Below are 14,305 nucleotides of genomic sequence, written 5' to 3' on the forward strand. Positions count from 1 at the left end.
GGCGAACAACAGATGATGAACGCGATCACCGCGCGGTACGGTCGGCGGGTCGGGGCGGCCGTCCTCGCGACGCTCGCCGTGACGCTCGGCTTCATCGCCCTCTTCGGGACCCACGTCGCGACCGTGGGGACGCCGGCGGCGGCGACCGCGGCGCTGGCGTCGGTCGGCGTGGTCGTCACGCTGAACCTCGGCCTGTTGGGCATCGTGCTGGTCGGCAACGTCGCCGTCGAGCTGCGGCGGCTGACGGAGACGGCCGAGGCGGTCGGCCGCGGCGAGTTCGACGCTCGCGCCACGTCCGACCGCGGCGACGAGATCGGCCGGCTGTTCGACGCCTTCGACGAGACGCGACGGTCGCTCCGGGACGCGGTCGCGGAGTCCGAGCGGGCGCAGTCCGAGGCGGAGGCGGCCCGCGAGGAGGCCGAGGAGCTGTCGGACACCCTCTTGGAGCGCGCCGAGGAGATCGGCGGCGCCATGGAGGCCGCCGCGGAGGGCGACCTCACCCGCCGGCTCGACGCCGACGGCGACGTGGACGCGATCGAGCGCATCACGGCCGCCTACAACCAGATGACCGGCGGGCTCTCGACGACCGTCGAGGACATTCAGGCGTTCGCGGGCGACGTGGAGGCCACGAGCGAGGAGATGGCCGCGGCGGCCGACGACGTGGCCGCGATGAACCAGGAGGTGGCCGCCGAGATGCGCGCGCTGGCCGACGAACTGGACGAACAGACCGACCGGCTGCGCGAGACGGCCGCCGATACCGACGACTTCTCCGCGACCGTCGAGGAGATCGCGTCGACGACGGACGAGGTGGCGGGCGACGCCACCGCCGCCGCCGAGCTGGGCGCGGAGGGCGAGCGGCGGGCGACCGAGGCGGTCGAGGCGATCGCGGCGATCGGCGAGCTGCTGGCGGAGCTGGACGAGCTCGTCGCCGGGCTCGACGACCGGATGGACGGCGTCGCGGAGACGACCGACGTGATCGCGGACATCGCCGAGCAGACGAACATCCTCGCGCTGAACGCCTCGATCGAGGCGTCGCGGGCGGGCGGCGATGGCGACGGGTTCGCGGTGGTCGCCGACGAGGTGAAGGAGCTCGCCGAGGAGACGCGCGAGTCCACGACGGAGATCGAGGCGACGGTCGGCGAGGTGACGGAGGACGTCTCCGCGGTCGCGGGCGAGATGGACCGGACGATGACGGAGCTCGACGAGACGACCGCGGCGGTCGAGGCCGCGGGCGAGGCGATCGAGGAGCTCACCGGCACCGTCGAGGACGTCGACGTCGCGATGGCGGACATCGCGCGGGCGACCGACGAGGGCGCCGAGGGGATCGAGTCGGTCGCGGCGCGCGTCGAGGCGGTCCACGGCTCGGCGACCGACGCCGCCGACCGCGCCCGGTCGCTCGCGGCGACCGCCGACGAGACGGCCGAGACGGTGGGCGACCTCGCGGAGACGGCGACGGCGCTCTCGGAGCGGACCGCGTCGCTCACCGACCGGCTCGCGCAGTTCGACACGCGTGCGGACGCGGCCGATGTCGGGGGCGGGGCCGGGGCCGCCGCGAGTCCGACCGCCGGCGACGCGGAGGTGAGCGCCGATGATTGAGCCGTCGACGGTGCGGTTCGCCTCAGCGAGCGTGTACGCGGTCTCCGCGGTCGCGCTGCTCGCCTTGGCGCGGCGCAAGCCCGCCGGTCTGCGCCGGTACTGCTACCCGTTCGTCGCGGTCGTCGCGGCCGCGGGCGTCGGGATCGCCTCGTGGGGCGCCGGGATCGGCACGTTTGCGGTCGCGAACGGCACGCTGGAGGCCGGGCAACTGCTCTCCGACTACGTGGCGTACCCGTTCCTGTTCGGGTTCGCGGCGTTCGTCTCCGGGGCGAGCCGGCGCTACGTGGTCGGCGTCGTCGCGATCACCGCCGCGATGCGGCTCGGCTACGACTTCGCCGAGGTGTTCGCGGGGCCGCTCGCGGCCGCGGGCACCCTCGCCATCCTCGTCGGCTACGTCGTCCTGCTCGGGCTGTTCTTCGGCCCGCTCGCGGGCGCGGCGGCCCGGCAGCCGCCCGAACGCGAGCTGTTCTTCACGAAGACGCGGAACCTCGCGCTGTTCGCGTTCGGCGTGTTGATCGCGTGGGCGATGCTCCAGATCGCCGGGCTGTTCGACGCGTTCACTGCGACGGTCACGCTGGAGTACCTCGACCTTCTGTTGCGGGTCGGCTTCGCCGGCTTCGTGTTCGCGAACGTGGAGACGCTGGCGGCGGAGGCGGAGTCGGCGGGCGACGACGGTCCCGACACGGACCGGCGCGCGTCGCACACAGCGGCAGAAGCAACTGCTGACTGAGGCGATGTAATCGCTATTCACACGCACCGTCCGCTGTGCGGCCCGATAGACCAAATAATTCTCCGACACCAGAATTATATAGTTTCTGCTGCTACTGGCGGGTATGCCTGCGGACGAGCCGGGCGCAGAGTTTGGACTCACAGAGGGGTTCAGCACGGACCTCGACGGCGAGCCCGCCGACGAGCGGGTGTACCGGGTTGCGCTCCAGCTGTACGACCCGGCGGGGGTATCGGACATCGCTGAGCGCGCCTCGTGTGCCCCGGACACCGCCCGGCGACACCTCAAGCGGCTGGCCGACATCGGCGTCGTCGAACGCGTCTCGGAGTCGCCGCTCACGTTCGCCCGCAACGAGTCGTATTTCGAGTGGCGACTCCGAAACCGACTCGAAGCCCTATCACGCGACGAGCTCCACGACAGGCTCGCCGAGCTCACCGACCGCGAGGCGGCGTTTCGAGAGCGCTTCGACGCCGAGTCGCCGACCGACGTCGACGCGCTCGACCACGCGGAGTACGACGACGTCGAGACGGTGTGGCTCGCGTTGAGCGAGTGGCACACCGTCAGGGAACGGATCGACTGGCTGGAGGCCGTCCGGCGCGATCGCGGTTCGGACTCCGCTCCCGGAGAGAACGCCGCGTGACCGGTCTCGACCGGTCGCGGGCCGTCGACGAAGCGACCCTCCGCTATCTCGCTTGGGCGTTCGGCCGGCGACCCGAGGTACGCCAGACGTCGTTGTTCCCGTCGACCAAGCCGGAGCGTCTCGTCGTGACGCTTGATGTCGAGTACTATCCTGAGCCAGTCGACGGCGCCTCGCTCGAACTCCGCGCGTACACGAACGGCGACTTTCACGTATCATATCACGAGACGCGTGCCGGCGACCGGCGACGGTGTCGCTGGGACCACCACGACCAGCCGCACAACGCCCGGGACCACTTCCATCCGCTGCCGGATGCCGGCACGGACGCTGCGGTCGACCGGAACTACGCGACGGACCTCACGCGTGTCATCGAGGGGGCCGTGTTGCCGTGGGTCGACGATCGGGTCGACGCGCTGTGGGAGTCAGAAACGGGCTAATTATCCGGGCGATAATATTATCGCGTTCATGACTCTTGAGCACGGCATCCATAGCACGTATATCTGTGTCGAAAACATATATGTGTTCTTAGGACGGAGCGTAGCGTATGACAGACGAGCCACCGTCCCCTGACGGCCCCGACGAGTTCCCCACTGAGGCGGAGCTGCCGGACGATCCGGTAACAGCAGTCGATATCGATCCGTTCGCTGTCGATGACGACGACTTCGAGAGTATCGACGCGTTCGCGACCGCAGAGTGGAAACACGAGACTACTGCGGACGACCGAATTCGCACAGTAATCGATAGAACGACGACGCCGAAGTCGGCGAGCGACATCGCAGACACGGCGCTCGTCTCAGAGACAAAGGCGAGAGCCACGCTCAACAAGCTCGCCGAGGACGGGATCGTGAGCAGTGAGCAGACGCCCTCCGGAAAGCTGTACAGTCGCGATCCGGAGTGGCATCTACTCAAACAGATCCGACAACTCGCAGATAGCGATACGCTTGTCGACCAAATTCAGCGAATCAAACAGGAGCTCGCGGCGTACAAAGCCAAATATGACGCATCAGATCCGGAGGAGCTCCTGGTTTCGGATAGGGACCTCGACCAGGACGAACTCGACGATGTCTCCCACTGGCGGACGGCGGAGCGAGAACTTAGCTATCTCCGCGCCGCGTACCGCCTCAACGAAGCGAAAGCACAGGTTTCTACTACGACGGAATCAGGAGCTGGACAGCCGGGAACACAGACGAGCCCCGCTGGCGATCAGCTCCCGCTCGAGTGATGGGGCTCGGAAACGGTTCGCCGATCGATTCGGACGCGATTGATGAAAGCGTAGAACGAATCCGCCGACAGCTCGGCGACGGCGTCGTCGATGTCCGATTCCAGTACCGGAACGGGCAACAGTTCAGACAGCGGGACGGAGCGGATATCAGAGCGGCACGGGTCACCGTCACTCCTGGGATCCACGAGCGAGGCGGCTACTTTGACATTCAGTGGTGGGAGAATGGAGACTATAAATATCACTATCGGGAGCAGGGACTGGAGTTTAGATTTGGGCGCGAGGCGGCGAACACAGCCACCGAGACGCCGGTACGGCATTTTCATCCGCCACGCGACCTTGACGCACACAGGCAATCTCGTATCGGGGTTGAACGACCGCCCGAGCTCGTCACGATCGCCGTGCTGAAGACGTGGTGGACGGCGGTCGAGAACGGTGACGAGAGCCTGGTGAACGCACAGGACGGCTTGCCGTAGTCTCGGAACTCCACACAGCTGGTCGGCCTTCCCGGCCTATCCGTATTGTCACCGATCACCAACCCAGTCTCTGTCAATCCGGGAGGATGCTTTTTTATCAGCATTCACCGATACCCGTTCATGGGCCTGTACGACGACGTGCTGGTCGCAAATGGCGTCAGGCTGCCGCGCTTTCCAGCCGACGCCAGTCCGTCCGATATCGGGTGGCAGACGAAAGATATCGGCCGGCCAGCCATGCAAGCGTACAAGCTGACCGCAGACGGACGGCTCCTGCGACGCGAGCGGGAGTTCCGTGAGAAGACGCCCGAGGAAAAACAGACGGCAGCCGCCGACCACGGCTTCGACTCGTGGGAAGAGTACGTCTCGTTTTGTGAGGCCGAAACCCCAGATGAGCGCATCCAACGTGGCGTCGGCCTCCGAGCGCCGGATCCCCAGACCCTCGACGAGGAACTCTGGCTCGACCACAACATACACGACAGCTTCGAGTTTCACGGGCGGAGCGACGACATCGAAGACGGATTCCACTGGTCGTACGAGGCACGGTTCACGCGTGGAACCCTCGACGCGATCGTCTTTCTCGGCGAGCGAGGCGGCGGTCACCCCGATGACTACCGGCCCGATGCGCCGGTCCGCGCCGAGTTTTCGTGACGAGCCCAGCTGAACGGGACCGCGACCCGGCAGTTCACACGACCAGCGCGATTCCGCCCCCGCCGACGATCGCGAGCGCGCCCAGCGCGAAACACACCGTCGCGAACGGCACACGCTCGACGACGCGCACCAGCGCGTCGATCGTCAGGTAGCCGACGACGGCGCTCACGCCGAGCGCGACCGCCGCGGGCACGGGGGCGATCCCCGGCAGGCCACCCGCACTCACGAGGGTGAGGACGGCCGCGCCCACGCTCGCGGGAATCGAGAGCAGAAAGGAGAGCCGAAACGCCGCGGGCGGATCGTAGCTGCGGACCAAGAGTGTGCTCGCGGTCACGCCCGACCGGGAGATTCCCGGGAGGATGGCGAAGCCTTGGGCGCTGCCGACGAGGATCGAATCGACGAGCGAGGGGGTCTCGCGGCCGCCCAGGCTGACGGCACTCGACAGGCGATGGAGCAGCCCAGTCATCATGAGTAATACGCCGATCGCGGCGATGAAGACGCCGCCCGTGAGCTGGCTCGCGAGGTCGACGGCGAACACATAGAGCGGGATCCCGACGAGCCCGGTGAACAGCGACGCGACGACGATGTACGACGCGAGCGCGTGGTCGGCGTCGTACGCCGTCGCGGGCCGCCACCCGGGCACCGTGCGGATCGCGGTCGCGAGCTCGCCGCGGTAGTAGGTCGCCGCCGACAGCGTGGTGCCGAGCTGGAGGAACAAGGCGAGCTGGACCGCCGCGGCGGGATCGGTGCCGACCAACGTGAACACGAGCGCGAGGTTCCCCTGACTCGAGACGGGGAGCCACTCGACGACGCCCTGGACGATCCCCGCGAGAATAGCGATGAGCAGCTCCGTGGTGGTCACTACTCAACGCGGACACGGGCACTCACTTAAGCGGCCGGCTTCGGGCGTGTGCGTCTGCGGGGGTTACTCGTCCTCGTCCGGATCGTCGCGCGGGGTGTCCTCTTCGGGGGGCTCCGGGGGTTCGAGCGCGGCGATGAGGAGCGCGACCGGGCGGGTCTCACGGAGGTCGCTCCAGCTGCGCCGCTCGCGGGTGGCGAGGGCGCCGCCGCCGAGCAGGATGGCCGTGAGCGCGAGTCGCGTCGTGCCGAGCGTGCCCGCGGCGACGCTTGCGAGTCCGAGGATAACGCCCGCAACGAGGAGAGCGAGACCGGCCACGACCGCGGGTTGCTGGCGGGTGATCGTGGTGGTCTTTTGGACGGCGCCGGCGACGCGGGAATCTTTGACCGCGGGTGCGAGGCGGTCGATGGTCGCGTCGAGCAGGCGAATGAACGGCCCGACCGTCCACGTTTCGCGGAGGTCGATCACGATCACGTCCGGGTCGGGCTCGGCCGTCAGCCAGCGGTAGAGATACGAGTGCCGGACTGCGTCGGCGAGCCACCGGCCCAGCCGGCCGAGGCGGGAGCTCTGGACCGCTCGCTGGACGGTGCCATCGGCTGGTAGGTCCTCCGACTCGGCTGTGTCCTCCATCTGTGGTCTCATTTGCCTGTCACTCGTATGTGCATTACGGCTGCGGTGAGCGCGGGTGGCAGCGTGGTGTGCGGTCGTCTGTTCACCCACCCACGGAGACGACGGTCGCCCTCACGACCACCGTGCCAAGGTCGAGGGTCACGGTCGAACCCTGACGGATCTGCTCGCCCTTGAACGCGAGCCCGCTCGGCGTTTCGCGGAGTTGGAGCTCCCCGGTGATCGTCACGTCGCGGTTCACCGGATGGTCGGCGACGTTGACGCTGCCGTTCTCGCCGGTCGTAATGATGAGCGACGGCTCCGTTTCCACATCCGTGACGCGGGCGACCGTGGTGTCGCCGGTGCGCTCGACCATCCCCGGGTTGATGGCGTCCGCGAAGTCCTCACGCACTTCGTCCATCCGGAGGGTGACTGTCCGGGTCGTGGTCGCGCCGAGGCTGATGTCGCCGCCCACCTGTTCGATCCGGCCGGTGAACGTGTAGTCGTTCGTCGGGAGCGTCACCGTCTGCCCGCGTCGAATCGGGCTGCCGCCGAAGCGAAGCCGGTCCTGTTGGCGGTGGCCGGTGAGCGTCGCCTCGACGAGCAGCTGGCGGCTGCTCGGTTGGCCGGTGGCGTAGGCGGTCACGTTGTTGACGCGTGCGACTGTGCGCCCGCTGAGCCGGATCTCGTCGCCTGCGGTGACGGCCTCGGCAGTGCCCGCGTCGACGCGACTCGAGAGGAGCACCTGCTCTTGGTCGGTTGTGAGCGCGTCGCTGTCACCCACGTCGCGAATCTGGCCGCTGATCCGGTAGCGGTCGGTCGTAATATCGAGCGTGCGACCGAGTCGCGGCGGCGCGCCGCCGTAGATGAGGCTGTCCTGGTCGTTGAGCTCGCCCTGGAGCGCAACCCGAAGGATGACGCGGGTCTGATCGCCCTGTGGCGTGAGGTGAACGTCCGTGACCCGGAGCGTCGACGCCCCGTCAGGACTGTGGGTGTCGCCCTCCTCGATCGCGTCGACGATGTACGGCGAGACGGTGCCGACGTCGAGCGTCGCGTAGGTGGTGCCCGTTTCGGGTTCCGGAGCGGGCGCGGGGTCGTCCGTGAGGACGAACGCGGCGCCCGCGACGACGACCGCGGCGATCAACAGCACGACGAGCGCGTCGATGACGTTGACGCGGCCGAACAGCCGCCCCTCGTCGTCGATCAGTTCCATGGAGGTCCCTCCGAGCGCAGCATTACCATCGACGACCGGCGCGCGGGTAAAAAGCGTACCCGTTCGCCGGTCGCGGCCGGAGGCGCGAACCCGCAGGCTTTTGTCGATCCTGAGAGAGCACTCGGCCACAATGAGTCGCTTGCGCCTCCCGCTCGTGCCGCGCGCGCTCCGGCTGGCGGGTGTCCTCGCGGTCGCGGCGACGATTCTCTACTTTTCCGTGTTTACTCCACCCGGGAGCGGCACGATCCGGACCGGGCCGCTCGGGCTGTTGCCGTACGGCACGTGGCTTCACGGGCTGGCGTACGCCGGCCTCGCGGTGACGCTCGCGTACGCGCTCCAGGACCGACCGTGGCGCGACCGGAGCGCGTTGGTCGTCGTGTTCCTGGTCGCGGTCGGCTACGGCGCCGGCATCGAGCTGCTCCAGTCGACGCTGGCCGCGCGCACGGCCGACTTCGGTGACCTGCTCACCAACGCGGTCGGGGCCGCCGTGGCGGCCGCGTGTTGGCGCGTCCTGACGCGGTGGGGACGGTTCTATCGGGTGCGACGGGTGGCCGAATTCGAAGCACCGGTCGATCGGCGGTGAGGCCGCGTTCGGCACTATCGACCGGTCAGGCACTCGGAGAGCCGCGTGACCGGCGACAAACTTGATGTTTGACGGTCGTCACGGTTCACGTACAACGATGGTCCCCGTCGACCGATCGCAGGTTCCCCTCCGTGTCGTCCTCGGGTGTTGCTGTCTGCTCGCGTGTCTCGGCGGCGTCTCTCTCGGTGCGCCCGCCTACCAGACGGCGATCTCCGAGGCGGCTCCCTCCGAGGCGGCGATGGCGGCGTCGCTCGACGCGTACTCGCCGGCCGAGATCGACTCGACCGCGTTCGCGACGCTGTCTTCGGCCGAGCAAACCGCGGTTCGCGGAGCGATCGATTCGGCAGCGGGCGTCTATACGGATCGTGGTCGGTCGGCCGACGGTGACCACCTCACCTATCGTAACGACATCATCTCTCACCGGTTCGTCGGCTACGAGGGGTCGATCTACCTCGTTCGAACGGTCATCGACGTCGGCTACCTGTCGTTGGGTGGTTCGATTCTCGTCGGCAGCGCGGGTTTCGCGCTCATCGGGAGCGGTCTCCGGCGCCGCCGACACAGCGGGGTGTGACCTCGCCGAGCGCGGGGTAGCGAAGCGTCGCCGCCTCGCGGTCACGCCGACGCCGCCTACGCGTCCGATTCGACGGCCTCCTGCGTCTCTTCGCCCTCCTCGACGTCGCCGCGGAGCCGGCGTTCGGCCTCGTCGCGGTCCTCGGGATACCCCACGTCGATCCGCCACCCGTCAAGGCCGATGGCGTCGGTAGTGCGGCCCGACTGGATGCTGAGGCCCGGCGATCAGGCGTTCGCCGCGCGTTTCGCCCCGATGCTCGTAAGCGGGGGATCGGCGTCGGTCTCGTCGTACCGACGTGGGTACTCCGACCGGAACAGATTTATGACACAATCGACTACACTTGATTACATTATGCCAATCCTCCTCGAAGACCACGACCCCGAACTCGCCCTCCGACCGGGGACCACCAAGTCAGCCATCATTGAGTTTCTCTACCAACACTCCCAGTGGGGGTACTCTCCGAAAGACATCACAGAAGCCCTCGAAATACCCCGGGGAACCGCAACGACCACGCTCAAACGCCTGTACGACGACAGCTATGTGGGCAAAACCGACGACGGCTACTACTATGCCCGCAGCGATCGCGAAGACGTCCGGCGCTACGTCTCCAGTCTCGATCAAACCCATCGAATGTTCGGCCACCATCGTGACGAGGAGGCGACTCCCGAGACACCAGAGAAGCGGATCGGTGACGGGCGGACCGACGAGGAACTTGATGCGGAACTGGAAGCACTAGAGAACGAGGCGAGCGGATCAGATGAGTAAGCTGTCGGCAGGAGACGTTTGCTGGGCACGGGACCCGACTGGGGCCCATCCCCAGCGACCGATCGTCGTCCTCGCTCACGAAACGCATCCGTTCAGTGCGACTGACTGTACCGTGATGTGCGTCGGAACGAGCGCCGGAAGGTATCAGCAAACCACTCCGGAACTCAAAGACGAACATCTCGAGGGCATCTCGTTCAACGATACCTCGTATTTGATGCCGTGGGCGCTCTATACGATCGCCCCCGGGACGATCATGAACGGCGATACGAAGGGCGAACTCACGGAGTCGGGGCGACGGCTTCTGAAAAAGTCGCTTATCTCTCTTATTCTATAATCCCTCCTTAGGTTCCAGTGCGGGGAGGATATCGAACACGCTCTCGCAGACAACGGCGAAAACGACTCGAATTCCTGTCGAAATAGATCCTGTTCTCGCCGCGTTACGCGTCGGACTCGACGACTGTCTCGTCGTCGCGGCCCTTGTCGGCGTCGTCGCCTTGGAGACGCCGTTCCGCCTCGTCGCGGTCCTCGGGATACCCCACGTCGATGCGCCACCCGTCAAGGCCGATGGCGTCGATGGTGCGGCCCGACTGGATGAGGAGATCAATCGCGTCGCTGATCTCGTACTCGTCACGGTTCGACGGCTGGACAAGGTGGCAGGCATGGAAGATTGCGGGCGTAAAGGTGTAAAAGCCGGTCATCACCAGGTTGCTCGGCGGGTCCTCCGGCTTCTCGACCACGTCGGTGATCTCGCCGTACTGGTTGGTATCACACACCCCGTAGCGGCTGGCGTCTTCCCACGGCACCTCCTCGACGAGGAACGCGGCGTCCGCGCGCTCCTCGCGCTGGCGCCGCACCACGTCTTTGAGGTTCGCCTGAAAGATGTTGTCCCCGAGGATGAGCATGAAGTCATCGTCGATGTGCTCTTCGACCGTGAGCAGCGCGTGGGCGAGCCCCTTCTGTTCACGCTGGTGCGTGTACGTGATTGGGACGCCCGCATACTCCTCGCCGTAGTGGTCGATAATTTGTTCTTTCATATACCCGACCACGACGACGAGGTGGTCGGCGCCGAGTTCGAGCAGCTGGTCGAAACAATGGGTGATGAGTGGCTTCCCGTCGACCTCGACCATCCCCTTGGGCTTGTCGTCGGTCAGCGGGCGGAGCCGCGTCCCTTTGCCGGCGGCGAGCACGACTGCTTTCATAATCCGACCGTTCAGGCAATCATAAGAATTCTGCCTCGGTGAGTGGTCGCGTTACGTTAGGGGTGAGGCGGGCGAGTTCTGTGTCTATGGCAGAACTCGCCCCCTCAATGATGGTATCGCGTGGAGTGACTCGTGGTTTGTGGAGTGAGATCGAACGCCGCTCTAGGCGATTGAGTCAGGGATATGATCTCACATAACCAATATGTATCTTCAATCGCTATGTGGTATGGACTACTTTCTAAACTGATTACACGAAGAACAAAGGCTATATTATAGTTGATACTGTATCACTTGAGAAAGTAAGAATACACGATAATGAACAATCAAACGAATACGAAAGAAAACTCTCCCCTAGTTTCTGTTATCGTGCTTAACTGGAATAATTATCAAGACACTACAAAATGTCTTGAATCACTTTCAAACGCTGAATATCCCAACCTTCGCGTAACAGTTGTTGACAATGGATCTACAGATCAATCTGGTAAAATGTTAAAGAAAGAACATACCTGGTGTTCATATATATTCAATGATGAAAATCTAGGATTTGCGGCTGGAACAAATGTTGGTATCCAAAACGCGTTAGCAGATGGGGCCGAGTATATTCTTCTTTTAAATAATGATACAATTGTGCGCCCAGATTTTCTACCCCCACTGGTGCGTAGTGCAGAAGCGCGAGAAAACCCTCTAGCTGTTAGTGGTCACATATTCGATCCGGAGGGTTCGTATTGGTACTGCGGCGGTGAGACCATTCCGCAACTCGCAAAAGCAAAAAAATGGGATTGCGACGAAGTAAGTAAATCTGAAGAATACGTTACAGAATATGTGACAGGTGCGATGGTATTATTGCCGAAAGATACAATAAAAAATCTTGATCTGCTCAACGAAGACTATTATTTTGGCATGGAAGATTTGGAGATGTCATATAATATTCTCAAATCGGGAGGTAGTATTGTAGTGAATCCTAATTCAGAAATAATACATAAAGAAAGTAGTAGCTCCGGTAACCAGAGTCCATTCACATATTACAACGCAACAAAAAACCGCATTCACTTCGGATTAAAGAATTTACCGCCTACACGTCAAGCCATATTCTTTGTGTACTTCATAATAACCAGGATCGTGCGAATTATACAATGGCTTGCTCAAGGCAGGTACGACCTGATACAGGCAGTCATACTGGGATCTTGGCATTACATGATTGATAAAACCAAAAGCCCGGAGTCGTTTCAAAATGAATTTTAAATTTGTATCTCGAAGGGATATTATTCATCCAGTACTTATTGTTACCTTGCTAATAATCCCTCTCGGGTTACTGACATCCGAGATTTTTTCGGCTTCTATTGAAAGAGCAACTTTATCTGTAGTGTTTTTCTCTCTTTCCTTAGTATTCTTATTACTATCGTATAACCGGTATCACGATTACTTTTCACCCTTAGGACTAATGGGATTAACTTGGTTGCTTAGTATTTCACTGTCTGTTACCAAACTGAGTCCAGCATTCCAAACGAACTGGGAGCTAGATACATGGCTTATTATCTTTATATCTCTATTCTCTTTCATAATTGGTTGTCTCCTAGCAGGAAATATTACGAAAGACCGAACAGGCTCTGTATCGTTCAATAGTGAGGCATTAAAAATAATAATTCTTGGCACATTCTTAATAAGCTACTCTTCATTTATAATAATATTTATATATACTATTGGAACTAACTCAATAAGCGCAGACGTACTCACAATAAGCTGGTATAAACAGGTCCAACGTGAGTTCTGGATATTCGGATTGGGATATCTATATAATTTGAACTTTCTTCTTCCGGTCCTGTGTGTTGGGCATGTATATAGATATGGCAGAGATCGACTCGTGACTGCGATACTTGTAATTTCATTGACGGCATGGCCCTTCAACATCTTAGCAGTCTCTCATTTGTTACTTCCAATATTTGCTATATTTATTGTTATAAACATGATGGGATCAAGTACTATAAGATTTTCAACTTCTCTTATATTTGGACTAGTCATGCTAGCAGTGTTTGTTATTATGGATGTCATCTACGGCAGCAGGATAGAAACCTTCGTATCGTTGGGATTGGTTCAATTTCCAGATTACCTTTCGGCCCTAGCCATGCCATATCTCTATGCTTCCACATCTTTTGATAATCTACAAGTAATATTAAACACTGATATACAGCATTATTACGGATCCCTTACGCTTGAGCCATTCTTAAAATTCACATTGTTACAAGATCTTCTCGGCATACATCCACAAGAGCCAACCATCATGTACGGAGAGAGATTTAATGCGAACACATATCTCGCAACAGTTTACTATGACTTTGGGCTGCTTGGTCCGATTGTTGTCCCTTGTGTATTCGGACTAATCTCGACGCATATATATAATTTTAGTAGAAAATACAAGTCAGTACCTTCAATCACAGCATACTCTGTTGTAGCATTTCCTGTCACATTCGCTTTCTTTGGCGATTTTTTCACCTCCTCATTTGTCTTATCGCTTATTATATACTGTCTGTTCCTTCACTTTATTCAATTGTGGTTGGTTGCTTCGCTTAGCGAGAACCCAATTTAGTTGTATAACTTGAACTTACTCATAGTTCCTCTAGCCACTCTGTATAGTCTACCAAGCACTACAATTGCTATACCAACGGCTGTGTTGAATCGCCATACGGCAGAGAGGTAGGCCGCTAAATCAAAGGAGTTGAAGCGGGAGAGTTCCGTTGACCATGACGCAAATCTCCCGCTTCATCGGGGAGGTTGTACCGGTTGCTCAAAGAGTTACTGGCGATGGAGGCGAATCCGCCGCCCCGGAAGGCGGCGGCGGATTCGCCGACTACGCACTCGTTTCCCTTCACTGTCTGCGGATTTACCTCGATTCGTCGTACCGCATGACGATCGACCTGCTCAAAGAGATGCCACAAATAATCGGGGAGATCGGCCTCAACGCGGCCGATCTCCCCGCGCCGTCCACGTTGTGTAAAGCGTTCGACCGGATCAGTATGAGCGTCTGTCGAGTGCTGCTGCGCCAGTCGGCGCAGCTGCACGATCTCTCAGAACACGCCGCGATCGATGCCACGTTCTACGACCGCTCACCAGCCAGCCGCCACTACTGCCAGCGGATCAGCTACCGCGTTCAGAAGCTGAAAGTCACGAAACTCGTCGATACTGCTGTGTTGAATAGCTGCTTAGTCACG

Annotated in this window: 17 protein-coding genes and 2 pseudogenes; 14 read left to right on the forward strand and 5 right to left on the reverse strand. The window is 61.5% G+C overall.

Translation table 11 applies throughout. The annotated features are described in order from the left end of the window. Positions 1 to 12: 12 nt before the first annotated feature. The 7 genes from BM286_RS06410 (at position 13) to BM286_RS06440 (ending at position 5,303) form a co-directional block, all read left to right on the forward strand. Complete coding sequence (locus BM286_RS06410; protein ID WP_092920753.1) at positions 13 to 1,596, forward strand: methyl-accepting chemotaxis protein; 1,584 nt, start codon at positions 13 to 15, stop codon at positions 1,594 to 1,596. Continuing rightward, on the forward strand, positions 1,589 to 2,326 hold the full coding sequence (locus BM286_RS06415; RefSeq protein WP_092920754.1) for a G protein-coupled receptor family protein: 738 nt from the start codon (positions 1,589 to 1,591) through the stop codon (positions 2,324 to 2,326). Before BM286_RS06410 ends, BM286_RS06415 begins: the two co-directional genes overlap by 8 nt. A gap of 103 nt (positions 2,327 to 2,429) precedes the next feature. Further along, positions 2,430 to 2,963 (forward strand): DUF7342 family protein, encoded by a 534-nt coding sequence (locus BM286_RS06420; RefSeq protein ID WP_092920755.1) that lies wholly within the window; start codon positions 2,430 to 2,432, stop codon positions 2,961 to 2,963. Between the two features lie 125 nt (positions 2,964 to 3,088). Then, positions 3,089 to 3,397 carry a hypothetical protein gene (locus BM286_RS06425; protein ID WP_245779331.1) on the forward strand — a complete coding sequence of 103 codons (309 nt, stop codon included), beginning with the start codon at positions 3,089 to 3,091 and terminating at the stop codon, positions 3,395 to 3,397. Positions 3,398 to 3,504: 107 nt separating this feature from the next. Beyond that, positions 3,505 to 4,182, forward strand: a complete 678-nt coding sequence (locus BM286_RS06430; RefSeq protein ID WP_092920757.1) for a winged helix-turn-helix domain-containing protein — start codon at positions 3,505 to 3,507, stop codon at positions 4,180 to 4,182. Next, positions 4,182 to 4,655, forward strand: coding sequence for a hypothetical protein (locus tag BM286_RS06435; protein ID WP_092920758.1), 474 nt, complete (start codon positions 4,182 to 4,184; stop codon positions 4,653 to 4,655). Before BM286_RS06430 ends, BM286_RS06435 begins: the two co-directional genes overlap by 1 nt. Before the next feature lie 120 nt (positions 4,656 to 4,775). Then, positions 4,776 to 5,303 carry a hypothetical protein gene (locus BM286_RS06440; RefSeq protein ID WP_092920759.1) on the forward strand — a complete coding sequence of 176 codons (528 nt, stop codon included), beginning with the start codon at positions 4,776 to 4,778 and terminating at the stop codon, positions 5,301 to 5,303. 34 nt (positions 5,304 to 5,337) lie between these two features. On the opposite strand, the gene BM286_RS06445 is transcribed toward BM286_RS06440, so the two are convergent. From BM286_RS06445 to BM286_RS06455, 3 genes are all read right to left on the reverse strand, one after another. Next, a complete protein-coding gene (locus BM286_RS06445; RefSeq protein ID WP_092920760.1) occupies positions 5,338 to 6,165 on the reverse strand; it encodes an undecaprenyl-diphosphate phosphatase in 828 nt (275 codons plus the stop codon). Positions 6,166 to 6,228: 63 nt separating this feature from the next. Continuing rightward, positions 6,229 to 6,792: a hypothetical protein gene (locus BM286_RS06450; protein ID WP_092920761.1), complete on the reverse strand. Its 564-nt coding sequence runs from the start codon at positions 6,790 to 6,792 to the stop codon at positions 6,229 to 6,231. Between the two features lie 82 nt (positions 6,793 to 6,874). Then, positions 6,875 to 7,981, reverse strand: a complete 1,107-nt coding sequence (locus BM286_RS06455) for a DUF4330 family protein (protein ID WP_092920762.1) — start codon at positions 7,979 to 7,981, stop codon at positions 6,875 to 6,877. Between the two features lie 130 nt (positions 7,982 to 8,111). Here BM286_RS06455 and BM286_RS06460 point away from each other — a divergent pair, with 130 nt between their 5' ends. Continuing rightward, on the forward strand, positions 8,112 to 8,564 hold the full coding sequence (locus BM286_RS06460) for a VanZ family protein (protein WP_092920763.1): 453 nt from the start codon (positions 8,112 to 8,114) through the stop codon (positions 8,562 to 8,564). 97 nt (positions 8,565 to 8,661) lie between these two features. After that, positions 8,662 to 9,135, forward strand: coding sequence for a hypothetical protein (locus tag BM286_RS06465; protein WP_092920764.1), 474 nt, complete (start codon positions 8,662 to 8,664; stop codon positions 9,133 to 9,135). A 56-nt stretch (positions 9,136 to 9,191) separates the two neighbouring features. On the opposite strand, the pseudogene BM286_RS06470 reads toward BM286_RS06465, so the two are convergent. Continuing rightward, positions 9,192 to 9,350, reverse strand: a pseudogene (locus tag BM286_RS06470) (UTP--glucose-1-phosphate uridylyltransferase); the annotation flags it as partial. A gap of 136 nt (positions 9,351 to 9,486) precedes the next feature. On the opposite strand from BM286_RS06470, the gene BM286_RS06475 reads away from it, so the two are divergent. Then, on the forward strand, positions 9,487 to 9,900 hold the full coding sequence (locus tag BM286_RS06475; RefSeq protein WP_092920766.1) for a MarR family transcriptional regulator: 414 nt from the start codon (positions 9,487 to 9,489) through the stop codon (positions 9,898 to 9,900). Beyond that, the gene (locus BM286_RS06480; RefSeq protein ID WP_092920767.1) at positions 9,893 to 10,234 is read left to right on the forward strand and encodes a hypothetical protein; all 342 of its coding nucleotides are present in this window, start codon (positions 9,893 to 9,895) and stop codon (positions 10,232 to 10,234) included. The genes BM286_RS06475 and BM286_RS06480 overlap by 8 nt, the downstream gene beginning before the upstream one ends. Before the next feature lie 103 nt (positions 10,235 to 10,337). Here the strand turns inward: BM286_RS06480 and aglF are convergent, their stop codons facing one another. Continuing rightward, entirely contained in the window at positions 10,338 to 11,099 is a 762-nt protein-coding gene (gene aglF, locus BM286_RS06485) for a UTP--glucose-1-phosphate uridylyltransferase AglF (RefSeq protein ID WP_092920768.1), read from the reverse strand. 315 nt (positions 11,100 to 11,414) lie between these two features. On the opposite strand from aglF, the gene BM286_RS06490 reads away from it, so the two are divergent. The 3 genes and pseudogenes from BM286_RS06490 to BM286_RS06500 all read left to right on the forward strand — a co-directional run. Continuing rightward, positions 11,415 to 12,341, forward strand: a complete 927-nt coding sequence (locus tag BM286_RS06490; protein ID WP_092920769.1) for a glycosyltransferase family 2 protein — start codon at positions 11,415 to 11,417, stop codon at positions 12,339 to 12,341. Continuing rightward, a complete protein-coding gene (locus BM286_RS06495) occupies positions 12,331 to 13,683 on the forward strand; it encodes an O-antigen polymerase (protein WP_092921322.1) in 1,353 nt (450 codons plus the stop codon). The genes BM286_RS06490 and BM286_RS06495 overlap by 11 nt, the downstream gene beginning before the upstream one ends. 154 nt (positions 13,684 to 13,837) lie before the next feature. Next, positions 13,838 to 14,278 (forward strand): annotated as a pseudogene (locus tag BM286_RS06500) (IS5/IS1182 family transposase); the annotation flags it as partial. Positions 14,279 to 14,305: the final 27 nt, after the last annotated feature.

It is taken from the genome of Halorubrum sodomense (assembly GCF_900111935.1).
GTDB classification, from domain to species: Archaea; Halobacteriota; Halobacteria; order Halobacteriales; family Haloferacaceae; genus Halorubrum; species Halorubrum sodomense.